The organism is Amedibacillus sp. YH-ame6 (assembly GCF_053848845.1).
On record NZ_JBSPEZ010000004.1, the window covers coordinates 57,107 to 80,860 of the forward strand.

The following is a 23,754-nucleotide window of genomic DNA, read 5'->3' on the forward strand; positions in this document are numbered from 1 at the left end:
CCTCTTTGAAATAATCTTTTTGTTTGGAATGCAATCTTGTGAATACACTCGTTCATTTACTTTTTCAGTGCAAGTGTAGGTGGAGTGTTTATTAACTTTTTATTGATGATCGCATACAGCAACAATATGAAACTACAGGAGCTTAACAAAGTTATTATAAATTCGCCAATACTTAAATGAATTTGAATGGGGGATATTTGGGTGGAGAATTGAATAGCAATCAACAATATCGAAGATATAACCCCTACCAAAGTCGTTAAAAGAATATTTTCAGCAATGATTATTTTTACTACCATATTCTTTTGAAAACCAAAGGAATATAGGAGTCCTACCATTTTATAGCGAATGGCCTGCATTTTAATCAAAATGATGATGATGATAAACATCGCTACACATATGATCATACCAGAAATAATGAAGAAAAGAGTCTGTATTTTAGAGAATGTACGCATCATGGTGCTTACCTGCTCTGCAGCATTTTCACTCGAAATTTTCGCATTTGATAATTCATCACTGAATGATACAATATCTTCAAAATTCTTAACATCATAGCTAATAGAATAGTAGTCTTTAGTTTTGATTCCTTGATAAAAAGATTGCTCCACATCACTGCTAACAAAGAAGTCATCATAGCCTGCATTATATATGCCACTTATCGTTAATTCATAGTTTTGGTGATTATATTTCAAAGTCATTGTTTTGCCTATTAACTTATGAATTTGAGGATTGAACTTTTTTGCCAAACTAGGAGTAAGCACAATTTCATTTTTTCCCATACGTGGCATACTTCCATAAGACATTGTTTCTTTCGTTTTTGGCATAGGAAATTTTTCCGACATGGTTTCATTGCGATCATTCATCGATAGTGAAACATTTTCAATCTGAAACTGTTTATATACATTTATAATTCGATCATCACGCTTCAGTGTCTGATAAACATCTGTATTTCCTTCATTTTTAATATAGCCATTATTGAACGCTATGTTCTTTTCTTTAAAATTAGAAATAGAGGTATCTAAGATATTTCCAGAAGATAGCGAAAATATAACACATAAGATTCCAATAGAAAATATACAAGATATAAGAAAATATTTTAAAAATGTTGTTCTAAAATTCTTATATGCCAAGGTAAAAGGGTGGAAATCCAGTGGGGGAGTAAGTATCATTGTCGATTTCGTTTGTTTACTTGTCTCAGTTGAACTTTTCTGTATTTGTATTTTTTTATTCTCAATGGTAATGATTTCATCTGCATAATCACAAATATGATGATCATGGGTAATGACAATTACAAGCTTTGTTTTTGATATTTCTTTTAGCATTTGCATAATCTCTGTAGAAGTTTTTCTATCCAATGCTCCCGTTGGTTCATCTGCTAATATAACTTTTGGATTTTTTATGAGAGCTCTTGCGATTGCTACTCTTTGTTTTTGTCCACCAGATAAATTTAAAACATTTTCATTTACTTTGTCCGATAAGCCTATTTTCTCTAGTAATTCATTTGTTTGCTGTATATCGTTCGTTGCATCATGACTTGTTAGTACACATGGATATACAATGTTTTCAGCTACACTATACCCGCTTAATAATTGGTAGTCTTGAAAAACAAAACCAATATAATCTTTTCTATAGTTACATAAATCATTTTCGGATAATACATTTAGGTTTACATGATCTACAACAATTTGTCCACTATAATCTCCATCTAATCCTGCAATCAAATTTATTAATGTAGTTTTTCCACACCCAGATTCTCCTAATAAACACACTAATCCTTTATCTGGAAATGCATAATTTGCATTTTGAATAATCGTGGTTTTTCCATACATTTTTGTTAGATTAAGTAGCTCAATCATAATTTTTCCTCTAACTTACATGTTTTTAAAACACTTGTACGGATACATACGATTGCAGTAATGAGATAACTCAAAAGCGCGACTCCTATAAAAAGCAAAAGATTTAACCCTACATTTTCTAACAGGATAATAGAAACACCTAGTGTTTTCTCACTAACCACATTGATAAGAGGAGCAAGCAACATTGTTAATATAAAGGAACATATCATCTGTGTACCCACTTCAAATAAATATAACATACACAGATTTTTATTAGAAAATCCACTGATTTTGAAGATAGCAAATTCTTTTCTTCTAAGAATAGTAGTAACCAAGGATATAGCGCCTACTAGAACAAGTGCTAATATCGCAATCACTTCTTCTGCCGTTTTTGATTGTTTCTTTGATTGCGAACTTAGACGAACAAGGTCTTCAATCACTTCAAAATTACCAAGTGGTACGATGCCTTCTTTATTCAATTCATCCTTTAAGGAAATCATATCCTTTGGGCTTTTAGCTCTGATTAAAATGTCTAAGTTATCAGGGTCTGTAGTACAATTTTCTAACAAACTATCCAAAGCAGACTTGCTAAAGAAAAATGAATCAGAAATTGGGTACTCATATTTTTTTCCTTCAAAAACAGTGGTTATAGAGGAATCAATAACACCAACGATTTCTACTTCTGATGAAACTTTTTTAATAGTTGGATTATTTCCGCTCCATTCTACAAGCTCTCCTTGAAAGAGTATCTTTTTTCCAAGGGCCTCTTTATTTGAAATATTCATTTCTTTTACAAAACTTTCTGGAACTACGATTTCTTTTGTAGATCCATTCGCGAGCCTTCCTGTAATGAGTTTATTCATAACCGGAACATTGCCTGAAGCTTCTATGGAATACGTCTTATCCCCATCTTTCAGGCTAATATTATCAAATGCCTTTACATAAGTAATGAACTTTACTCTATTATCATTTTTATATTTTTCATATAAACCTTTTAAATTTTGTTTCACATCCACATTTGGATTGTCCTTATCTTCGTTTGATGTTCCCGATGCTCCAATAAAAGAATGTGCCATACTTATATCTAATACACTCTCTCCATATAAATCAAAGAGCTTATTGAATTCTGTTTGGCTAGCACCTGAAATATTATTTGAGAACATGGTTAATAAGAAGCAAGTGCCCATAATCAATGTTACCACAGAAGTTAAGAATCTACCTTTATAACAAAAGAAGTTTGTTTTCATAATAGAGAGGGCGTTGCAAATAGGGAATTTAATTTTGGGAATGTTAAGTTTTCGATTGATCGCAACTTCACTTTCCATGCGAACTGAAATTATTTCTCCTTTATCTAGTTCAAATACGGAATCGGCTTTTGTTATATTTGAAGGATCATGCGTAATCACGATTACCGGTGTATCCTTTGCGATATCTCTTAGTATGTTCATGATATCATTGGATGCTTTTTTATCCAAGGCACTGGTCGGCTCATCTGCTAAAATTAGCTTAGGATTTTTCATCAACTCACGTGCTATAGCGACTCTTTGCTTTTGTCCACCTGATAGATATTTTACTTGTTTGTCCGCAACATTTTTCAAGTTTAAACGTGCAATCAATTCTTGCGCACGTTTTCTAGTTACTGTATTGTTCAGCTGTGCGGGTAAACAGATGTTGTCCACAACCGTATAACTCTCTATTAAATGAAACTCCTGCCAAATAAAGCCTATTGTAGTATTATAGAGAGAACTTTTTTCATTATAATATAATTCTTTCATATTTCTATCACATAAATAAACTTCTCCATCATAATCACTATCAATTCCAGCCATGATTTTGAATAACGTTGTTTTGCCACTTCCAGAAGATCCTACAACGAAATTCATCCCATCTGTAATCGATAAGGATACATTGTTAAGTACTGCATTTTCACCATACGTTTTTGTTACATTTTTTACTTGAAACATACGAATTCCTCCTATTTAAAAAGCTATATCTTATTAAGGATTCCAATCTTGCTAGAATGGAATGTTTAACAAGCTATAGCCATTATAAACAATTGAGTGTTAAATACTTGTTAAGAGAAGTATTGTTTCAAAAAGTTTTTTATCGTGGAAGAGGAAATTCGATTGTAAAGCAGGTTCCTTGTGGTTGATGATCTGAAATTGAAATTGTTCCACCATGCTTATCGACAATATGTTTAACGATGGATAATCCTAAACCAACACCACCAATACAGCGCGAACGAGATGTATCAACACGGAAAAAAGGTTTAAATATATGTTTTTTATGCTCACTCGCTATACCCAATCCCATATCCCAAATGTTAATAAGTGTTTTTTTATTTTCATTTCTTGCGGAAATAGAAATCACTCCATGATCAACATTATATTTGATGCCATTTTGAATAAGATTATAAAACAATTGATAAATAGAATCTATATCACCATACATATCAACATCTTCATAATCCACTAAAAATTGTATATGTTTCTGTGATGAAATAGCTGAGAACTCTTCTATAATGCTCTCTACTATGTCTGCAACAGAAATATATTCTTTATCTTCAATAGCATCCGTGTTCGTAAGTTTTAAAAGAGTTTGGATAATATCTGATAATCTCGTAATTTGGTTTTGCAATTCACTAATAAGTTGCTTGTATTCTGTAAGATTACTGTTGTCTCTTTTATTAAATACTTCGATTTTAGTTTTTAATATAGTAAGCGGTGTTCTTAATTCATGCGCTACATTCGCAGAGAATTGTTGCTGAAATATTACTGCTTCATGTAATCCGTCTGTCATTTTATTAAAAGAAACAGCAAGTTCTTTGATTTCATCATTCCCTTCTGGAACAATGATTTTATCTGAAAGATTTGAGATTGTACTATTTTTTATTTTCGCATTTAAGGTTGCGAGGGGAAGAAGGATTCTTTTTGAAAAAAAATACATCAGAACAGCGCCAAATAGTATGATAAAAAACATATATAAAATACTGTTTTTGTAGAATGCATCCATGACTTGTGCTTGTTGTTTCGCCTTCTCTATGTCTTCTGTTGGGGCCATTGAAAGATCAGATTGATAAATTTGAGACAAAGCGTCAGTAGGTTTCGCATGTTGTACTGGTACTACTTCTTTCGCGGGAACAAAGATATCAACTACTTGTATTGTCATTTGTGTAGCGGAGTAATTGATAATAAGGGTAATTCCAATACAGCATAAGATGAGAATGAACATGGTGATGCCTACCAGTCTTATACGAATAGAAAATCTATTGAACATGTTCGCTATCCATCCTTTCCTTTAAAAAGTATCCCACACCAACTTTCGTTTCTATGAGATCGTATGTCAATACGTTCTTTAATTTCTTTCTTAAAGAAGCAATATGTACACGAATAGCACCACTAAAACTATTGACATTACTGTCCCATATATGATCAATTAATTCTTCTTGACTGATTGTTTTATTTTGATTCAATAAAAAATATTGTAAAATAGAGAATTCTTTTTTTGTTAAGACAACCTCAGTATCATCGACAAATACTTTTTGTTTTGAAAGGTCTAATGTTATTTTATCGAAGAGTAAAATATTATCTTGTTGTATGAAATTTCTTCGTAATAAATTTCTTATTCTTGCTTCAAGCTCTACAAAAGCAAAGGGTTTGGTTAAGTAATCATTGGCTCCACTATCTAGACCTTTGACCTTATCAGAAACAGAATTTTTTGCACTTAATATTAAAACTTTTAATTCTGAGTTGTATTGACGAATCTGTTGCAAGACTTCAAATCCATCCATTTCTGGAAGGTTTAAATCCAAAATAATCAAGTCGTATGTGACAACAAAACATAATTCACAAGCCTCACTGCCATTGTCACAAGTATCTACAGCATACCCATCTAATCTAAGCCCTTCAGCGATTGATGATTGTAGTTCTAACTCATCTTCCACAATTAATATTCTCATAAAATCACCTCAATTTTTATTATACGCACATGGTGTTAAATTTAAGTTAAGCAAGATTCATCTACTCCATTGTTTGTTACAATGAAAACACCTACTATTATCATATCATACTTCATGAAACAATTTGTGAAATAATCTTTAGTTCCTATCCATATAAGCATTTACTGACTTTCGTATAAAAAAAAGAAAACGATAATAGTGACAAATGATATAGTTGCTTTAAAGTTTTGCTCATACACTAAAACAGATGAGAAATAATTTTACAATGTTTTCTCATCGCTATGAATACGATAGTATTCAAGAAAAGGAGGGAATATATATGGGAATGCCTGTCATTAAACCTGGTACCATTACTCGTGAAGAATCAATAGGGGATATTATTGAGTCAATCGCAATTGAAGAATCAGCAATTGCACATATTCTTAACGCCGAAAGTGAGAAATTGCAAAAAGTAATTTCTTCCTCTGGTGTAAGTGTTCAGCAGCTATTGGCTGTAAACGCATCTGTGAAGAATGCTGTTGATACGGTCATTGGTTTGGAACTTGCCTTGAAAACAAAACTAGAACTATTTAAAAGTACAATTTGTCAAACAAGTTAAGAAACTTGAAGGAGTGATCACGTATGCCTTTTTCTTATGCAAATCCAACTTCTGGAGTGAGTGCTGGAGGAATTGGATGGTTTGATTTTGGTCCGTTAACAATTGCACCAGGTCAAACCATAACGAATTTATCCGCAACCCTTACTACAGGGGATAGCGTTACATTTGATTTGACGAATAGCAATTCCTCCGGAAATCCAACTAGTTACAATACGAAGACAGTTCCTACTTGGTCATTTGCATATTTCTCAAATGCTTCTCTTCCTGCACCTAATTATGCAGGTATCGCAGGGAATGTAGCATTACAAAATATTGCAGTAAGTGGCTTTGGAGCACAAAGTATAGTTCTTACAAATATTGTTGTAAAAGATTCTGCAGGAAATCCTATTAGTGATTATGAAGTAATTGTTGCAGATGCAGAAAGTACAAATGGAGGACCACCTTCACCTGGAAGCGAAACTTGGACATGGTCAACAAATGGAGGAACTTGGCAACAAGTTGCTGTTCTTGGAAATCCTTCCAGCGTTACAACTTCGGGTGCTGGTACACAAACGTTTAGTATTGTAGGAAGTTCTTTAAATAACCCAGTAGCTTCTTACGTGATGCGATCTCATGCTCCAACTTCAATTACCTTAACGGAGAGTAATCTTGGAGGAAGTTTACAAGCAATCGCAATCGGGTTTGCTGTAACGCGTATTACACTAGAAAAGAATATTGGACAGCGTATTGATGCGAGTGATCAGTTTGTATTAGATATAAATGGTTTGCCAGCATCCCAAGCAACAACTACAGGTTCATTAAATGGTATTCAAACAGAAAAAGCAATTGTTTATACGCAACTTGGAAATTCATATACAATAAATGAAGCTATGGCAGCAGGTAGTGCGAGCTCATTGTCGCAATATACACAAATGGTTTCTGCATCCAATGCAACTCCAGCAGGATCCATACCTTCAAGTGGTAGTTTGCCAATTACATTTACACCAGTGTTAGGCGATGATGTAACGTATACTATTTTGAACGCTGCTCCAGAAGTGTTTGTAAAAACAGTGGATAAGGCTTTTGCGAATATAGGAGATGTATTAACCTATACTGTCCGAGTTGATAATCCTAATAATTTTCCAGTAAATAATATCCTTGTAAAAGATGCTACACCATTTGGAACAACATATATTGGTAATATCATTGCAAGTACTAGTTATTCTGGAACAGATTTAGCAACAGGGATTACACTTTCAACAATACCTGCTGCTAGCTTTGCGACCATTTCTTGGCAAGTGCAAGTAAATTCTTTACCACCTATTGGAAATCCAATTCCTAATATTGCCAATGTAGATGTTCCAGGAGGGACATCAGGGGTTAGTAATATTGTCACAACACAAGTGAATACAGCATTTATCACTATGAGTAAAGCTGTTGATAAATTATTCGCTAAAACAGGTGATATAATTACGTACTCAATTTTATTGACAAATGCCGGTAATGTACCTGCAAACAATGTAGTTGTTACTGATATTATACCAGCAGGAACTTCATTTGTACCAGGATCATTACTTGGTGCAACAGGGACCCCACCAACACTGAACTTAATTGGTTCGATTGCAGCAGGTGGAACTGCTACGATATCCTTTAAAGTAATCGTGGGGAACACAGTTCCTGTTCCTAATCCAATTACAAACCATGCATTTGCAAACTATACCTTTACGGTAGACCCAGCTCAACCCAATGGTGCAAGTAGTAGTGCATCAAGTAATACGGTTAGTACACAAATCAGTGAAGCCATCCTTTCCATGGAAAAGACTTCCGATAAAAGCTTTTTGGATACGGGTGATATTATTACGTATACCATTATTATAAATAACACTGGGAATGTGGATGCGAACAATGTTGTTGTAAACGATGCAGTTCCAAGTGGAACTACTTTTGTTCCTGGTTCTCTTGTTGGTGCCACTGGAACACCTCCAACACTAACATTAACAAATCCAATCGCTGCTGGTGCTAGCACAACCATAAGCTTTCAAGTACAAGTGGGAACAACGATTCCATCAGTAAACCCAATTCAAAATGTAGCAACATCAACTTTCACATTTACCTTGGATCCAGAATTTCCAAATGGACAAAGTGGAACAAGTGCAAGTAATACGGTGGAAGCACAAGTGAACCATGCTAGTATCACGACATTAAAAATAGTTGATAAGAGCTATGCGGATACAGGTGATGTTATCACATACACTTTACAGCTTCAAAACACAGGGAATGTAGTTGCGAATAATGTACTCATTCAAGATGTTTTACCAGTGGGAACTACGTTTCTTTCTGGATCCTTAAATGGAGCAACAGGAACACCACCAATTCTTGCATTAATCAATCCATTAGGTGCAGGTGCTAGTACAACGGTAAGTTTTCAAGTAAAGGTAGATGCGAGTGTTCCACAAACCAACCCACTTGTAAATTCAGCGACCACATCGTTCAACTATGCAGTGAATCCTGCGAATCCAGATGGGTCTAGTGGAACAGAGGAGAGCAATATGGTGACAACACTTATCAACCATGCACAAATAAATGCAACAAAAACAGTAGATAAAGCGTATGCAGATGTAAATGATATATTAACGTATACAATTGATTTGCAAAATATAGGAAATGTTGCAGCAAGCAATGTGACATTGCAAGATGCCATTCCAACAGGGACAACCTATGTAGCAGGATCTCTCATCGGTGCAACAGGGACACTTCCTAATATTACACTGAATACACCAATTGGCGCTGGAGGAAGTTCTTTTGTTAGCTTCCAAGTAAAAGTCAGCGATGTACCAAAGACAAATCCAATTCAAAATATCGCTAATGTTCAATACAAATACACGGTAGATCCAGCCCAACCAAATGGAGTAAGCGCTACTACAACAAGCAGTATAGTAAGTACACAAGTGCATCATGCAAACGTAGTGATTGAAAAAAGTGCAGATAAGTTTATATCTTTCTTAGGCGATACTATCACCTATCAGATTTCAGTCACAAACACAGGTAATGTTCCTGCGAACAATGTTGTAATTAAGGATATTATTGTGCATGGTACAAACTATGTGAATGGAACCCTAAGTGTAAATGTTCCATATAGTGGTACACCTACTACTGGGATTACACTAACGAATCCAATTGCGCCAGGAGAAGTAGTTGCAATCATATTTAAAGCACTCATCCATGTAATGCCATTGCCAAATCCAATTGTCAATATAGCAAGCGTTGACTACACATACACCGTAGATACTGAAAATGTAAATGGTGTCCGTGTAAGTAAAACAAGCAATTCATTTGATACACTAGTGTTACGTTACAACTACCAACAACAAATTAACGATTTAATCGAGTCTGTCGCATTACAACAAGCAGCCCTTGCGGCGATTGCTAATGCGGAAGGTGCGAAAATACAAAAAGCGGTAGCAATGGGAGATATCAGCGCACAAGAATTATTATGTATTAATAAAAGCGTTTCAGATATGCTGGCATCTATTTCCTTATTAGAAGCTGTTTTAAAACAAAAATTGAGCGTGGTCGATTGTCAAATAGAGGGAATCTGTTAAGGGAATCACCATACTGCGGAAAGTAAAAACAGAGTGTTCCTGCTTGTAGGAACCTCTGTTTTATTTATGCGATAATTGAAAAGGAAGAAAATGGTAGGTTAGCTTTTGGAAATTCAACGATTTTTAGGTAGGAGTCCTCACTTCAAGACGATATCATTGTATAAGAGGTGAGAATAGGTCAAACAAAAATGAGTATTGTAGATTATCGAATCTCAGGAAATTGCGCTAAATAAAATGTTTGCATGATTTTATGCACCATTTTGTATTCATATCATAAAATAAGATATGAATATAATGAAGATGGGGGTATTCTTTTGATAACGATAAAACCAGGCTGTTATAAACCAATGTCTTGTTCAATAGAAGAAATAAAAAGCGTAGCCTATGATGGATGTGATTATGCACTTTTAAGCTATGGTTATGATGGAATTATAAGATTAGATGAGAATTTATGTAAACAAGGAAAGTATAGTTGTGCGCATCACTATGATGGTATTTGTTTCGATAGATCAGAATGCTATTACTATGCATTTTCTAATGAACATCCTTCTATACTGTTTTGCTTAGATTTAAATTTTCGCAAATTAAAAACATGGGAAGTAGAAGAAGGAATATGTGCAATAAGTGTACATCCAACATGTTCCGTGATCCTATTAGTATATGAAGATAAGATTGTTTTTTGGGATCGATGCTCTCAAACAATTCTAAAAACACAGTGTGTCGAAGAAGGTATGCAAATTATAGATATTATCGCAATTCATGATGGTTATTGCCTTGCTTATCAAGGGGAAGGTAATACGTATATTGAAGTCATTTCTCTATCAAATGATTGCTCTAAAGTATATCGCTTATCTTGTTCATATCATTTCGAGGCAATGGTATTGAAAGAGTACTGTATGAATGGGTATGAGGAACGATATGAAATTCAAATATTCGTAAAGGATTGTTCTACCAATGAGAATACTGTCCTTACCTTAGAAGTTATTCTATCTTGTGATGATTTCTCTCCTATACCTAATCCAGATCCAACAAATATTACTTGTGAGAAGGGCGTGAGTGAAGTTATTCATTCCATTGCTTTAGAGGAGGCAGGGATTGCACACATCTTGAATGCAGAAGGAGAAAAACTACAAAAAGCTGTTGCCAGCGATATTTCCATAGAAGAACTCTTGATGGTCAATGAATCTGTTCGTAAAACAATTACACAGATTACTTTACTAGAAGGTCAATTGTATTCTAAACTTGAGAGTTTGCATTGTCTTTGTGAGAATGATGAAAGATAGTATTCTAAAGGTTTTAAAACTGGAGTAAATAATGCATATGAAAATGATTTATGCTTAAAGTATAAAACTCTACCCTATAAGAAAGACATGAACAGTGTGCAATTCTAATAGGGTTTTCTACTACATAAAGCAAGGTCTGGAAAGAAAAATAACAAACTATGAACAATAGAAAAGCCAAGCACTTAATATGCACTTGGCTTTTCCTGTTTTTTATTAATTTTCATGTGTACGATACTAAAGACGGCTCATATATTTCTATAATAACTTCATAATCATGATAAAGGCATTGGTAACATTTTGTGTTCCCGCATCACCAGTTAGTACATTTGTTCCACTTCCAATATTACGTAGTGATACTACTTGTCCAGCTGAAATTGTAGCTATTGTTTCAGCGGTAAATAGAATAGAGGAAGAAGCAGTTGTAGTAGTTAGATATTCCCCAAATGCAGAACTTGGAAAGATATTTTGATCCAAATAAAAACTATAGGCAACTGGTAATGCACTTGTTGGAGACTCTAATAAAATGTTTAATCCAAAACTTATGCGATAAGTTCCATTTGCAAGTATGTTGATATCGCCTGTACCTGTAGCAAAACTATAAAAATTAGGTTGAAAGAAACCTTGTGCAAGTACTACTTTTCCTCCAGGTTCTACACTTTGTGAACCACCAAAAGAAAAACCGTTAAAAAATTCGATTCCCGCAGGACCTGTAGGACCTGTTGGTCCGCTTTCACCATCAGCTCCAGTATTTCCAGTTGCCCCTGTTGGGCCAGTTGCGCCATCAGCACCTGTATTTCCTGTAGCACCTGTTGGACCAGTTGCGCCAGTAACACCTGTAATTCCAGTGTTTCCAGTAGCCCCAGTTGGTCCGCTTTCACCATCAGCACCAGTGTTTCCAGTGGCACCTGTTGGGCCAGTTGCGCCATCAGCACCAGTATTTCCGGTTGCACCTGTTGGTCCAGTTACTCCCGTAATACCTGTAATTCCAGTGTTGCCAGTAGCACCCGTTGGACCAGTAGCCCCATCAGCACCAGTGTTTCCAGTGGCACCGGTTGCCCCTTTTACACCCGTAGCTCCTGTAGGCCCAGTCGCTCCATTGGCACCTGACGCACCAGTATTTCCAGTAGCTCCAGTTACACCTGTGGAGCCTTTTGTGCCAGTCGCACCTGTTGCACCCGTAGCCCCACGAAATCCTCTAGGTCCTCTTGGACCTTCACAACAGCAGATTGGTTCATCAATACATGGATCACAAGATACAAAGAAAACATCATCTTCTATCATTTCATCACCTCATCATAGGATGTAAATACATTCCTTCCATAGGATATGCATTACAAAAAAGTATAGATGGGCAGTTGTCACGATAATAAGACAGCCAAAACAAAATTCGTGTTTGAGTGTCTTTAGATTAATTTGTTTTAACGTTATGTTTGCGTGAATGCATTACAACGAGCATACTCATGCCTAGTGACATCAATACCCAAAATAACATGATGGCATCTTTCCATGCGAAGGTTTGGCCAAACATTGTAAAATAGGGTAAAAACTGTGCTTGTCCAGTATGAAAGGAAAGATGGAAAAATTGAGTGAAATGTACCATTTGAGCAGGGAAGAATAAATCTAAAATAGTCCCAGGAAGGATACTATCGAAAATGAGAATGTATCCTGTGAGTATGAAGATAAGCAGTAAAGGAATTACTGTTACAAATCGATTCTTACTAATATAAGAAATTAACATTGTAATACAAGCTGTTGCAATAGCAGAAATTGTAATAAGAAGAATACCATTAAATATCATTTCTTTATAAGTGAAAAGAAAGTCTGTTATACTATTTGGAAAAAAGAACTGTGATTGTGCATAGACGGTGAAGCCTATATCACTCATTGGTAAAAAGATAATTGACATAAGAGTGATGATACTTATTTGAAGAGTGACAATTCCTATGGCAAATAGTACGCCAGTGATAAGTTTCGCAATTGTTATATTTCTTGCGCCATGAAAGGATGGACACATGATTTGATCTGTTTTATGTTGTTTTTCAATAGCAAATATGTTGGATAATATGAGTATGATAATTAAGAGTGAAAAAATATCAAGTCCATACATTGATTTTAGATAAAGATTGTTTCCAATATTGCTACCTATATTACGTGGAGATTTTTGAAAATGATCAAGCAAAGGTTCTATTGTAGCTTCTGTTTTTGATGAAATAGGAGCTTCTCCTAAGAACTCTTTACGAATTTGCTGTTTCGTTAAATTCGAGGCGTGTAACCATCTGGACAGTTGTTCGAGTGAAGCAGTGTCATAAGACATTTCATCAGGGTTCTCAGTATATTTATAGACGTTGTAGATTGAGGAATAGAGAGAGGTTGTAGCATCGCCTTCCATGAAAATATCCAGACCACCAAATTTTAATTTATCAGTACCTTCTATAGGTTGAGCCCAATACCCTTTATAGATAGAAACATAATTAGGAAAGATTTTATCAAATTCCTCTGTGGTATATCCTTCGGTTTTTGCTTTCTCTATCTTTTCTTCGTAGTTATCACCATATACTTTCAACATATATGCATGATCTACTTTGTCCGTAGAATACGTATCTATGATTTTCATGAAATCTTGATGCATTTTTTTTATGATAGAATCATTTAATGTTCCTGTGTAAAGGCGTTGTATCTTATCAGCTTCTTTCCAATAGTTAAGTCCTTCACTTATGTCTCCATCTGTATTTATATACTTTTCTACTGGAAGTTGTTTTGATGGTGCTGTGTGATATGTCTGATAACAATTATAGCCACTAAGTATCATAAGAACAAGCAAGAGAACGATATTTGCTTTGCTTTTGAATATCTTTTTAAACTCAGCTTTTATCAAACGTATCATAAAGAATCACTCTCTTTGAAATGATACAGGTAAAGATCATCTAAATCTGGTGTTGATAAGGTTGCATCTGGGTGTGGTCTATTGTCAGAAACAATACGTAATTCAATCTGATTACCTTCATTACGACTTTTCACAATGATATGATGTTGCATCAGTAGCAAGGCTTCTTTCTTTGGTAGTGTTATTGTCCATACTTTTTTGATGATGGTTTGTAAGAGATCTTCTGGTGTATCATGAAGAATGATTTGACCCTCTTTCATGATGAGGATATCATCTGCAATTGTTTCAATGTCACTAACGATATGGGTAGATAAAAGGACGATACAATCTTGTGATAAAGAAGCAATCAAATTACGGAAAATAATACGTTCTTTTGGATCTAAACCAGCCGTTGGTTCATCTAAAATCAACACTTTTGGCTCATTTAATAATGCTTGTGCTATACCAACTCTTCTTAGCATCCCACCAGATAACTTCTTCATTTTTGTATTTCTTTTTTCTACTAAATTTAACGTCTTTAAAAGCTCTTCTATTCTTTGTTTACCATAATCCTTAGATAGATTTTTAACAATGCTCATATATTCTAAGAACTCATACACGCTATAATGAGGATAATATCCAAAGTGTTGTGGCATATAACCGATATTAGCTGCGTAAATATCGTATTGTGCCATAGCGTCGATTTCATCGAACATAATCGTTCCATTATCTTTTGGCAATAACCCACAAATAATTCGCATTAAGGTTGTTTTGCCAGAACCATTGGCACCTAATAAACCATGCACTCCTTCTTGTAAAGATAAATTGATATCGCATACCACTGAAGTCTTCTTAAATGCTTTATTAATATGTTCCAAAAGTAATTCCATACGTATTACCTCCTTGTTTTTTTGTTTTTAGATACAGTTGATACATACTTATTAGGTATATAAAAATGATAATTGTGAGAATGAGAAAAGATATAGTACTTGTTATTTGAAGCAAAGAGAATGTTTTTACAAATATAAAATAGATACCATAGAGAACTATATACAGGACAAGTGCTGAATAATAACCTTTTATAATTGGTAAGAGATATATCATTGCGATTTGTAACGCATACAAAGGAACGAGGAAGCATAAAATTCCTTGCGTTAAAGTAATTTGTTGATGAACCATTGGAAGCATCATCAGGATGAGAAAAAGAATACATTCCATACATGCGATACTTGCATTTTTCATTAGGAGACAACGTCCAGGGTGTAAGTATGCACTGGAGAGTAATTCTGTGGTGTGATAGAATGCATTTTTATAAAATTCATATAGCGCGAATAACCCTAGTGAGAAAAAGTAGATGGATACATAAATTAAAATGAATGTTCGATGAAATCCAGAGAACAGTAAAGTCAATAAAAAGCCAATTAACGCAAAGGATGCATACATTCGTATATCCATCATTATATAACGAGTGAATAATAAAAGTAGGCTTGTGTTTTGTTTTTGTAGGATGTGAGATTGTTCTTGTTTACACAATTGAATGGTTGTTTCTAAATGCAGTTCATCAATCGAAATCATTTTTTTATGGTTTATCATATGCGTCACCTTCTTTCCATAATTTAGATAATCGTTTTAATGCGGCAGTATGTCTTGTTTTAATAGTAGAAAGGGGAAGTTGATAGCTATCCGCAATTTCCTTAAATGTCATTTGATGAAAATACTTTAATAGGAGAACATCTTGGTGTTCTTCTTTTAGTCCTTTGATATAGTACATAAGTTCTTCGTTTTGTATTTGATTTAAAATACTTTCGTGTACACTACTGTTATCACTAAGCTCATATGCTTTATCTTCTATATCTACACTTTGTTCACGCTTCATCTTACGAAAATGATCATGGCATAGATTACTTGTAATGCGATAAAGATAATGTAATGTCTTTCCTTCACAATGGTATAAAGGGAGTTGGCGAACAAAACGAAGGAATACTTCTTGTGTAATATCTTTCGCAATGTCATCACCTTGTAGCTTACGATAGGCAAAGCTATAAATAGGAGGGTATAGTTCACGAATAAAGGAATCAAGTGTACGTTGATCGCCTTTTTTTATTTTGTTAATGATCATCTGTTCTTTCATAGCTACCTCCTATCTATATAACGAATCGTATGGGAATAAAGTTTTACTTAATGCAGAATTTTTTAAATAACACATCATGATAAATTATACAGATTTAACAAATGTAAAAATAAACCTGTTATAATGTAACACAAATAATGCTTAAGGGAGGAACTAAAATGATTGAACATTTTATAGGAAAATCTAAAGAATTTATCCACGCACGTTTAATTGTTCTAATTTTCATTTTCTTTATAGGATGTGTTAGTGGTTGGATTTATGAAGAAATATTTTATTATGTTAGTGAGAATTGGATAGGAAATCGGGGTTTTATGTACGGCCCATATTTACCTGTTTATGGTGTCGGGGCTGTACTTATGGCTTTATTATTACATAAATATAAAAAATATCCTTGGATTGTATTTATTATGGGAATGTTGATAACAGGAATCGTAGAATATATTACAGGATGGGGTATGTGGCAAATATGGAAACATCGTTGGTGGGATTATACTGGATTGTTTATGAACATTGATGGTTTTGTTTGTTTGCGTTCAGTATTCACATTTGCGCTTGGTGGGTTAGCTCTAATTTATGTTGTGGAACCTCTGGAGGAATACATAGTCTCTCGTATGAAACAGAAGACTGCATGGTTTATTTGCATAATAGGAATTTCTATTATGTTAATAGATTTTATAATCACAATATTCACGCGATATTGATGGTTTTTGGTATGTTATCCTTCTTTATACATTTGTAGCATAAGAAAACGTTGTCAATTTTTTTGACAACGTTTTATGTATTTCATGGCAGGGGTAGAGAGGATCGAACTCCCATCAGCGGTTTTGGAGACCGTTATATTACCATTGTACTATACCCCTAGTTTTTACTGCCCTATTATAGTATCATAGAAAAAAAAGATTGGCAATAAAAAATCACGAAAATAAACGATTTATAGCACTAAGCAAATAAGGTTTTAGAAATGCTCTTTCCAAGCAGTACACCTACAATACAAAAGACAACACTAACCACTGCATAACTGCCACCAGCAAAATAGCGATGCTTTTCAAAAAGCTGAACTGCTTCTAAAGAAAAGGTTGAAAAAGTAGTGAATCCACCACAAACTCCGGTCTTTAAAAACAATAAGAGATCTTCATTGCTCGTATGTTCTTCACTGAACCCAACAATGCATCCAATCATAATAGCACCTAAGATATTGATGAACAATGTAAGGAAAGGAAATTCGCTTTTTAATGGGAACATGCTAATGCCATAACGCATTATAGCGCCAATTGCTCCACCCAATCCAACAAATAACAAGCCTTTCATGTGTATCACCTCGTTTATAATATTACCATAGTTTCTTTACGTTTTATAAGAAAACCGTTATAATACAAAAGAAAGAGGTAATTATGAAACAATATACAACAATATTATTCGATGCAGATGGCACATTATTAGATTTTGATGCGGCAGAATATCATGCGTTGATACATACATTTGAAGCGTATGGATATCCTTATAATGAGAGTATTCGTAATCGCTATTTAGAGATTAATAAAGAACTATGGAACGCTTATGAAGCAGGAGAAATAAGTCGAAAAGAAGTGATTTATTCTAGATTTGGAAAACTCTTTCAAGAAGTAGGGATACAGGATGATGGCATTCAGTTTGAAGATGATTATCAAAATCGTTTAGCACATGGTCATGAAATGATGGAGTATGCTATGGAAGTAGTCCAAGCACTTTATCAAGAATATGACTTATATATAGCCAGTAATGGAGTTAGTGCTACACAATATCAAAGATTGGATGAGAGTGGGTTACGACCTTACTTCAAAGATGTCTTTGTATCAGAAGAAATAGGATATCAAAAACCAGACCTGGCTTATTTTGATACGTGTTTTAGGCGTATTGGTGAAGTTGATAAACATAACGTGTTGATAATCGGCGATTCCTTATCAAGTGATATCCAAGGAGGTATCAACGCTGGTATTGATACGTGTTGGTATCATCCAAGACAAGATGTAAAAGAAATAATATTAAACAGCACTTATGAGATTACCGATTTAAGGGAACTCTATAAAATATTAGGAAAGGAATGATGGATATGAGCGAACAAAAGAAAGTAGATACAAAAGCATTATTAGAGAGAAGTCGTCAAGCAAAAAGCAAACCACAATCTAAGATGTTAGAGAAGAAATTAGGTAGAAAGAAGAATACAGATAAATTTGGGAAAGTTAACTTCAATGGGTAAATAAAAGAACACATTATCCTAAAATGTACCCTGTAAAATGGACAGTATGAAAAAAGACATACTGACTCTGTTTTATAGGGTACATTTTATTTTGGGTATTTCCATTTTTCATTAATTTTCTCTTGTATCTCTAGAGGGAAATAACAATCAACAAATTTCATTTCAAAACCACAACCACATAATAGAGGGTCATTACCAGCATAAGTTTTTTCATAAAGGAACCCAGAAGAGCGTATTTAGTTAGGGAAAATAAGAAAGTGATAAGTTGGATTATGTAGGTTTACAAAAAAGATAGGAACAATGGAAATAAGGCTCTTACCAGGTTTCAATTTGTAAAATAGATACAAATCGATTAAATTAGAAGATAATTTAGATGGAAATCATTTATCATTGATTATCTTTTTCTATTTATCTGATAGCTTAAAGTATAAAATATCTATCTAAACAATGAGTCGCTATTTTCTAAAATTTTATCTATTACAGGATGCATAACTTCTGTGTCCAACATTTTGTGAATCGTACTTACTTTATTTCCCGTATCTTTACTAGAATGACCACAATGAAACATAATTTCATCCGATGTACCATAATCTAAAACAATATAACGGTCATGGAAATCTCTAATCCTTTTGACATATAAATTTGGGTATTCTCTATCAAAATTATGTACTTCTAATCTCTGTAATTTTGGAACACTTTTATTTGCGGTAAATAAAGTTACAACTACATTGTTTTGCTTATGCTTAAGTAAACTCAAAGTATTGATATCAACGAAATTATCAATTACATATATGGTATATTTTGCTTGTCTATAGATGCTTATGTAAGCTTCATTGGCTTCAAATCTTTGACCTTCCAAGAATGTAATTTCTTTTACTGTAGTGTCGTTAATAAAATTATCCATAATTTTAACTATATCAGCTTCATGTTTATCTAGTCGCTGGTTGATATTAGAGAGTTCATTACTGCTTAATAACATTTTATTCTCTGCGATATAATGCCTCATTTCCTTAAATGATCGCATAATATAAATACTTTGCTGTGTAGCGATATCATTTTTCAGAATCGTTGCAACCATATAAATACCTTGTTCTGTAAATACATAAGGCATAGTTCTGCGCCCTCCTTCATTTCCTGTCATAAAGTTATTTGGTGTGGTGCCATTTTGGCACTTCATCAGATAATCTATTTCTTCTCTCATTAACTGAAACATAAAATCCTCAGGAAATTTACCAGAATTTCTTTTAACTTGTCTATTAAGGTTTTTAACTTCAGTACCATACAGCAGTGCTAAATCACTGTCAAGAATCACTTGCTGTCCACGAATTACGTGTACTAAATCTTTGAATTCTTTATCTTTTGTAATTATTTCATTCATCTAATTACCTTCCTTTCAATATATACATACGAGAAAAATAATTAGAATTCCTAAATTTCGTTAAAAATTTTTGAAATCACATTTTATGATTTCACCTAATCAATCAAAATATTCTAAGATAAATCCCTTTATCACATCACTGGAACCATCTCTGTTTTCAATAAACTCTCTCATAGTCATAGAAAAAAATATTTTCCACTATAAAGCACAAGATACTGCAAGAACTCTTCTTTATAATTCTTTAAAATCACTGGCAAACATTAACCAATGTATTTCTTGATATCTTCAGTATTCAAATACAATTGATAAAACTAATGGCAAAACATCACACAAATAGGATGGAAAGAAATAACATTCAACTTAGTACTATTGTCTAAAATCTTCTACGATTTCGGGGTGAATTTCATACATTATAATTCTTACTCATATCGGCTGTAGTTAACACAAAATAATCCTCTACATCTTTAGTCCAAACTACACAAGCATAAAATCGATATTTTCTTTGATTAGCAGGACGATAAAAATCACATAAGGTGTAAAATTGGAAAATATTTGATATAATAAAAAAATAAATTCTACGCAAATACCTAAATGGATGAAGGGGATGAACACAATGCTACAAATCAAAGAAATTAAAAAAGAATATACAACTGGAAGTCTTGTGCAAACAGCACTTGCTGGAGTAAGTTTAAATTTAAGAGATAATGAGTTTGTTGCAATTTTGGGTCCTAGTGGATCTGGAAAAACAACACTTTTAAATATCATTGGAGGCCTTGATCGTTATGATGAAGGAGATTTAATTATCAATGGGATTAGTACAAAAAAATATAAAGACCATGATTGGGATTCTTATCGTAATCATACAATAGGTTTTGTGTTTCAAAGCTATAATTTGATTCCACATCAAAGTGTATTAGCGAATGTGGAACTTGCATTGACCATCTCTGGTATTTCAAAAAGCGAACGCAGAAAGCGAGCAAAGGAAGCTCTTGATCAAGTAGGGTTAGGAGAACAAGGGCATAAAAAACCAAACCAAATGTCAGGTGGACAAATGCAACGTGTTGCGATTGCGCGCGCTTTGGTCAATGATCCGGATATTGTACTTGCGGATGAACCCACAGGGGCTTTGGACAGCGATACCAGTATACAAGTCATGAAGTTGTTGGAAGAAGTTGCGAAAGACCGCCTTGTGGTTATGGTCACGCATAATCCAGATTTAGCTGAAGAATATGCTACCCGAATCGTAAAGTTAAAGGATGGAACTATTCGTAGTGATACAAATCCTTATCAGCTTAGCGAAGATGATGTAGATCAACCAAGACATGAAAATATGGGGAAATCCTCTATGTCTTTTCTTACGTCGCTTGTTTTAAGCTTTAATAATCTTCGTACAAAAAAAGCACGTACGATATTAACATCATTTGCTGGATCGATTGGAATTATTGGAATTGCATTAATTCTATCTCTTTCCAATGGAGTGAGCCAATATATCAAAACGATCGAAGAAGATACGCTATCACAATATCCACTACAAATACAAAGTACGGGATTTGATATCACTTCGATGATGAGCGATACTTTACCAAAATCAAACGACACTTCAAAAGATGGAGAGGTACATGTTTCACAGATGATTACAAACATGTTTTCTAAAATAGGTTCTAATGATTTGGTTTCTTTGAAGGAATATTTGGATCAAAAGAAAACAGACATGAAGCAGAATATAAATTCAATTGAATACTCCTATGCAATAGCTCCGCAAATTTATCAAAACAATACAAAAGATATTCGACAAGTGCATCCAGATAAATCTTTTTCTAGTCTTGGTTTTGGATCCTCCTCGGAATCCAATAGTATGATGTCTATGATGATGAGTACGGATGTGTTTTATCAAATGCCTAGTAATCCAAGTTTATATGAGAGTCAATATGATATAAAAGCAGGGGAGTGGCCAAAGAACTACAACGAATGTGTGCTTGTACTTACAAAAAATGGGAATATGAATGATTTGATGTTGTACACATTAGGTTTGCGTAGTTATACAGAGTTAGATCAGATGATACAACAGTTCTCAAAAGAAGAAGCGGTTAAGCTACCTAAAATGAACCAATCATATAGTTACAAAGACATAGTAGGAACTACATTTAAGCTAGTCAATGCTACAGAGTATTATCAATACGATGAAAGCTATCAAGTGTACATCGATAAGATGAATGATAAAAATCATATGAGTACATTGATACAAAATGGAGAGGAAATAAAAATTGTTGGAATTGTACAGCCAAGTGATGAAGCAAGTGCAACAATGTTGAAGGCTGGGATTGCTTATCCTGCCGATTTAACTACACATGTTATGAAGCAAGCACAAGATAGTACAATCGTAGCAAAGCAATTAGAGCAGCCATCAATAGATGTCTTTACGGGAAAAGAGTTTAATACGTCAGATGATCGTTCTATGGATATGACTTCCTTATTTAGTGTTGATGAAACGATGTTAAAAAGCGCTTTTTCGTTTGACCAAAGCAAAATCAAATTGGATGTGAATAGTTTTGATTTTACAGATTTAAGCATTGATTTTGATAAACTTCCTGCAATTGATGTAAATGCAATTTTTGAGAATCTCAATCTTACGATGTCACAGGAACAAATTGAAAAGATGGTTCGATCGATACAAGCCGATTTTCAAAGATATCTTACAGAGAATGATTTACAGGATCCCACAAAATTAACCGAGTATTTTGCTTCGTATTTTCAAAGCGAAGAAGCACAAACGTTAATCCAAACAGAGATGATAGCATTTCTAAAGGAAAGTGGCTTAAGCGAACAATTCCAAGTAAATCTTGAAAAGCAAATGCAATCGCTGGTCAATGAATTCTCTACTACAATTGCAACAAACTTAAAAACGCAACTCGCAAGTCAAATGGAGAAGCAGATGGGGGTAATGTTAACGCAGATACAAGATGCAATTCAGGTGGATGGAACGATGTTTTCCAAAGCAATTAAAATGAATATGAATGAAAAAGAGTTATCCGAATTGATGATGTCTTTGATGATGAAGGAAGCGTCTACCTTTGATGGAAACTTAAAAAAATTAGGATATTCAAATGTTGATAAACCAAATGGGATTAGCATTTATCCAAAGGATTTTGTTAGTAAACAAAAGGTTCTTGATGTGTTGGATAAATACAATGAAGACATGAAAAAAATGGATGAAGATAAGGTAATTTCATATACAGATTATGTAGGAACATTGATGTCATCTGTTACAGATATTATCGATGTAATTAGTTATGTGCTTATTGCATTTGTGGCGATTTCATTAGTTGTTTCTTCCATCATGATTGGTGTCATCACATATATAAGTGTCTTGGAACGAAAAAAAGAAATTGGTATATTACGAGCAATGGGTGCCAGTAAAAAGAATATATCGCAAGTATTTAATGCAGAAACTTTTATCATTGGGTTATTGGCGGGTGTCCTAGGAATCGTAGTAACACTACTCTTGTTGATACCTGGAAATATGGTGATACATGAAATTGCTGGGAATACCTTAGTGAATGCATCGTTACCTATTGTAGGGGCAATCGTTTTGATTTTATTGAGTGTTGTTTTGACTCTGCTTGGAGGGTTAATACCTTCAAAGAAAGCATCGCATGAAGATCCAGTAACAGCTTTGCGAACGGAGTGAAAAGGTGGACAATATTCCTCTTCTATAGTAGTACTTACTTTTTAACGAAATTCGCTAAGACGTTTACCACTTCATTTGAGTGTTGGCAGAAAATCATTAGATAAGCTTAATTATAAATTAAAAAAAATCGTAAGGATGTTATACAGATCTTACGATTTTTTCATTTTATGATGGAAAGTATTCAAATATCAAAGGAGAGACATTAC

The 23,754-nt window shown here is 34.0% G+C and carries 18 protein-coding genes and 1 tRNA gene; 7 read left to right on the forward strand and 12 right to left on the reverse strand.

Annotated features, from left to right (window positions below; genetic code table 11):
- Positions 1–56: 56 nt before the first annotated feature.
- The 4 genes from ACWG0P_RS04775 to ACWG0P_RS04790 form a co-directional block, all read right to left on the reverse strand.
- A complete protein-coding gene (locus ACWG0P_RS04775) occupies positions 57–1,853 on the reverse strand; it encodes an ABC transporter ATP-binding protein/permease (protein WP_455800727.1) in 1,797 nt (598 codons plus the stop codon).
- Positions 1,850–3,796 carry an ATP-binding cassette domain-containing protein gene (locus ACWG0P_RS04780; RefSeq protein ID WP_455800728.1) on the reverse strand — a complete coding sequence of 649 codons (1,947 nt, stop codon included), beginning with the start codon at positions 3,794–3,796 and terminating at the stop codon, positions 1,850–1,852. Before ACWG0P_RS04780 ends, ACWG0P_RS04775 begins: the two co-directional genes overlap by 4 nt.
- A 139-nt stretch (positions 3,797–3,935) precedes the next feature.
- Positions 3,936–5,108: a sensor histidine kinase gene (locus ACWG0P_RS04785; protein WP_455800729.1), complete on the reverse strand. Its 1,173-nt coding sequence runs from the start codon at positions 5,106–5,108 to the stop codon at positions 3,936–3,938.
- Complete coding sequence (locus ACWG0P_RS04790; RefSeq protein WP_455800730.1) at positions 5,098–5,790, reverse strand: response regulator transcription factor; 693 nt, start codon at positions 5,788–5,790, stop codon at positions 5,098–5,100. The genes ACWG0P_RS04785 and ACWG0P_RS04790 overlap by 11 nt, the downstream gene beginning before the upstream one ends.
- A gap of 319 nt (positions 5,791–6,109) precedes the next feature.
- On the opposite strand from ACWG0P_RS04790, the gene ACWG0P_RS04795 reads away from it, so the two are divergent.
- The 3 genes from ACWG0P_RS04795 to ACWG0P_RS04805 all read left to right on the forward strand — a co-directional run bounded on the left by ACWG0P_RS04795 (position 6,110) and on the right by ACWG0P_RS04805 (position 11,252).
- On the forward strand, positions 6,110–6,388 hold the full coding sequence (locus ACWG0P_RS04795; RefSeq protein ID WP_455800731.1) for a hypothetical protein: 279 nt from the start codon (positions 6,110–6,112) through the stop codon (positions 6,386–6,388).
- A gap of 23 nt (positions 6,389–6,411) precedes the next feature.
- Complete coding sequence (locus ACWG0P_RS04800) at positions 6,412–9,969, forward strand: DUF7507 domain-containing protein (protein ID WP_455800732.1); 3,558 nt, start codon at positions 6,412–6,414, stop codon at positions 9,967–9,969.
- Positions 9,970–10,283: 314 nt separating this feature from the next.
- Positions 10,284–11,252 carry a hypothetical protein gene (locus ACWG0P_RS04805; RefSeq protein WP_455800733.1) on the forward strand — a complete coding sequence of 323 codons (969 nt, stop codon included), beginning with the start codon at positions 10,284–10,286 and terminating at the stop codon, positions 11,250–11,252.
- 255 nt (positions 11,253–11,507) lie between these two features.
- On the opposite strand, the gene ACWG0P_RS04810 is transcribed toward ACWG0P_RS04805, so the two are convergent.
- The 5 genes from ACWG0P_RS04810 to ACWG0P_RS04830 all read right to left on the reverse strand — a co-directional run bounded on the left by ACWG0P_RS04810 (position 11,508) and on the right by ACWG0P_RS04830 (position 16,246).
- On the reverse strand, positions 11,508–12,533 hold the full coding sequence (locus tag ACWG0P_RS04810; protein ID WP_455800734.1) for a collagen-like protein: 1,026 nt from the start codon (positions 12,531–12,533) through the stop codon (positions 11,508–11,510).
- Positions 12,534–12,660: 127 nt separating this feature from the next.
- The gene (locus tag ACWG0P_RS04815) at positions 12,661–14,136 is read right to left on the reverse strand and encodes an ABC transporter permease (protein WP_455800735.1); all 1,476 of its coding nucleotides are present in this window, start codon (positions 14,134–14,136) and stop codon (positions 12,661–12,663) included.
- Positions 14,133–15,005: an ABC transporter ATP-binding protein gene (locus ACWG0P_RS04820; RefSeq protein WP_455800736.1), complete on the reverse strand. Its 873-nt coding sequence runs from the start codon at positions 15,003–15,005 to the stop codon at positions 14,133–14,135. Before ACWG0P_RS04820 ends, ACWG0P_RS04815 begins: the two co-directional genes overlap by 4 nt.
- A complete protein-coding gene (locus tag ACWG0P_RS04825) occupies positions 14,980–15,708 on the reverse strand; it encodes a hypothetical protein (RefSeq protein ID WP_455800737.1) in 729 nt (242 codons plus the stop codon). Before ACWG0P_RS04825 ends, ACWG0P_RS04820 begins: the two co-directional genes overlap by 26 nt.
- On the reverse strand, positions 15,695–16,246 hold the full coding sequence (locus ACWG0P_RS04830; protein WP_455800738.1) for an RNA polymerase sigma factor: 552 nt from the start codon (positions 16,244–16,246) through the stop codon (positions 15,695–15,697). Before ACWG0P_RS04830 ends, ACWG0P_RS04825 begins: the two co-directional genes overlap by 14 nt.
- 158 nt (positions 16,247–16,404) lie before the next feature.
- Here ACWG0P_RS04830 and ACWG0P_RS04835 point away from each other — a divergent pair, with 158 nt between their 5' ends.
- Positions 16,405–16,947, forward strand: coding sequence for a putative ABC transporter permease (locus ACWG0P_RS04835; protein ID WP_455800739.1), 543 nt, complete (start codon positions 16,405–16,407; stop codon positions 16,945–16,947).
- A gap of 85 nt (positions 16,948–17,032) precedes the next feature.
- Here the strand turns inward: ACWG0P_RS04835 and ACWG0P_RS04840 are convergent.
- Together ACWG0P_RS04840 and crcB are read right to left on the reverse strand one after the other, a co-directional pair.
- A tRNA-Trp gene (locus ACWG0P_RS04840) sits at positions 17,033–17,106 on the reverse strand.
- 79 nt (positions 17,107–17,185) lie between these two features.
- Complete coding sequence (gene crcB, locus ACWG0P_RS04845; RefSeq protein WP_455800740.1) at positions 17,186–17,554, reverse strand: fluoride efflux transporter CrcB; 369 nt, start codon at positions 17,552–17,554, stop codon at positions 17,186–17,188.
- A gap of 83 nt (positions 17,555–17,637) precedes the next feature.
- Here crcB and ACWG0P_RS04850 point away from each other — a divergent pair, with 83 nt between their 5' ends.
- A complete protein-coding gene (locus tag ACWG0P_RS04850) occupies positions 17,638–18,330 on the forward strand; it encodes a YjjG family noncanonical pyrimidine nucleotidase (RefSeq protein WP_455800741.1) in 693 nt (230 codons plus the stop codon).
- A 5-nt stretch (positions 18,331–18,335) separates the two neighbouring features.
- Positions 18,336–18,482, forward strand: coding sequence for a hypothetical protein (locus ACWG0P_RS04855; RefSeq protein ID WP_455800742.1), 147 nt, complete (start codon positions 18,336–18,338; stop codon positions 18,480–18,482).
- Between the two features lie 436 nt (positions 18,483–18,918).
- On the opposite strand, the gene ACWG0P_RS04860 is transcribed toward ACWG0P_RS04855, so the two are convergent.
- Positions 18,919–19,860 (reverse strand): ORF6N domain-containing protein, encoded by a 942-nt coding sequence (locus ACWG0P_RS04860; protein ID WP_455800743.1) that lies wholly within the window; start codon positions 19,858–19,860, stop codon positions 18,919–18,921.
- 613 nt (positions 19,861–20,473) lie between these two features.
- On the opposite strand from ACWG0P_RS04860, the gene ACWG0P_RS04865 reads away from it, so the two are divergent.
- On the forward strand, positions 20,474–23,548 hold the full coding sequence (locus ACWG0P_RS04865; protein WP_455800802.1) for an ABC transporter ATP-binding protein/permease: 3,075 nt from the start codon (positions 20,474–20,476) through the stop codon (positions 23,546–23,548).
- Positions 23,549–23,754 lie beyond the last annotated feature (206 nt).

Excerpts from the sequence above, each read along its gene's own strand:
- ACWG0P_RS04775 (WP_455800727.1), bottom strand. The coding sequence starts at position 1,853 with ATGATTGAGCTACTTAATCTAACAAAAATGTATGGAAAAACCACGATT.
- ACWG0P_RS04780 (WP_455800728.1), bottom strand. The coding sequence starts at position 3,796 with ATGTTTCAAGTAAAAAATGTAACAAAAACGTATGGTGAAAATGCAGTA.
- ACWG0P_RS04785 (WP_455800729.1), bottom strand. The coding sequence starts at position 5,108 with ATGTTCAATAGATTTTCTATTCGTATAAGACTGGTAGGCATCACCATG.
- ACWG0P_RS04790 (WP_455800730.1), bottom strand. The coding sequence starts at position 5,790 with ATGAGAATATTAATTGTGGAAGATGAGTTAGAACTACAATCATCAATC.
- ACWG0P_RS04795 (WP_455800731.1), top strand. The coding sequence starts at position 6,110 with ATGGGAATGCCTGTCATTAAACCTGGTACCATTACTCGTGAAGAATCA.
- ACWG0P_RS04800 (WP_455800732.1), top strand. The coding sequence starts at position 6,412 with ATGCCTTTTTCTTATGCAAATCCAACTTCTGGAGTGAGTGCTGGAGGA.
- ACWG0P_RS04810 (WP_455800734.1), bottom strand. The coding sequence starts at position 12,533 with ATGATAGAAGATGATGTTTTCTTTGTATCTTGTGATCCATGTATTGAT.
- ACWG0P_RS04815 (WP_455800735.1), bottom strand. The coding sequence starts at position 14,136 with ATGATACGTTTGATAAAAGCTGAGTTTAAAAAGATATTCAAAAGCAAA.
- ACWG0P_RS04820 (WP_455800736.1), bottom strand. The coding sequence starts at position 15,005 with ATGGAATTACTTTTGGAACATATTAATAAAGCATTTAAGAAGACTTCA.
- ACWG0P_RS04825 (WP_455800737.1), bottom strand. The coding sequence starts at position 15,708 with ATGATAAACCATAAAAAAATGATTTCGATTGATGAACTGCATTTAGAA.
- ACWG0P_RS04830 (WP_455800738.1), bottom strand. The coding sequence starts at position 16,246 with ATGAAAGAACAGATGATCATTAACAAAATAAAAAAAGGCGATCAACGT.
- ACWG0P_RS04835 (WP_455800739.1), top strand. The coding sequence starts at position 16,405 with ATGATTGAACATTTTATAGGAAAATCTAAAGAATTTATCCACGCACGT.
- crcB (WP_455800740.1), bottom strand. The coding sequence starts at position 17,554 with ATGAAAGGCTTGTTATTTGTTGGATTGGGTGGAGCAATTGGCGCTATA.
- ACWG0P_RS04850 (WP_455800741.1), top strand. The coding sequence starts at position 17,638 with ATGAAACAATATACAACAATATTATTCGATGCAGATGGCACATTATTA.
- ACWG0P_RS04855 (WP_455800742.1), top strand. The coding sequence starts at position 18,336 with ATGAGCGAACAAAAGAAAGTAGATACAAAAGCATTATTAGAGAGAAGT.
- ACWG0P_RS04860 (WP_455800743.1), bottom strand. The coding sequence starts at position 19,860 with ATGAATGAAATAATTACAAAAGATAAAGAATTCAAAGATTTAGTACAC.
- ACWG0P_RS04865 (WP_455800802.1), top strand. The coding sequence starts at position 20,474 with ATGCTACAAATCAAAGAAATTAAAAAAGAATATACAACTGGAAGTCTT.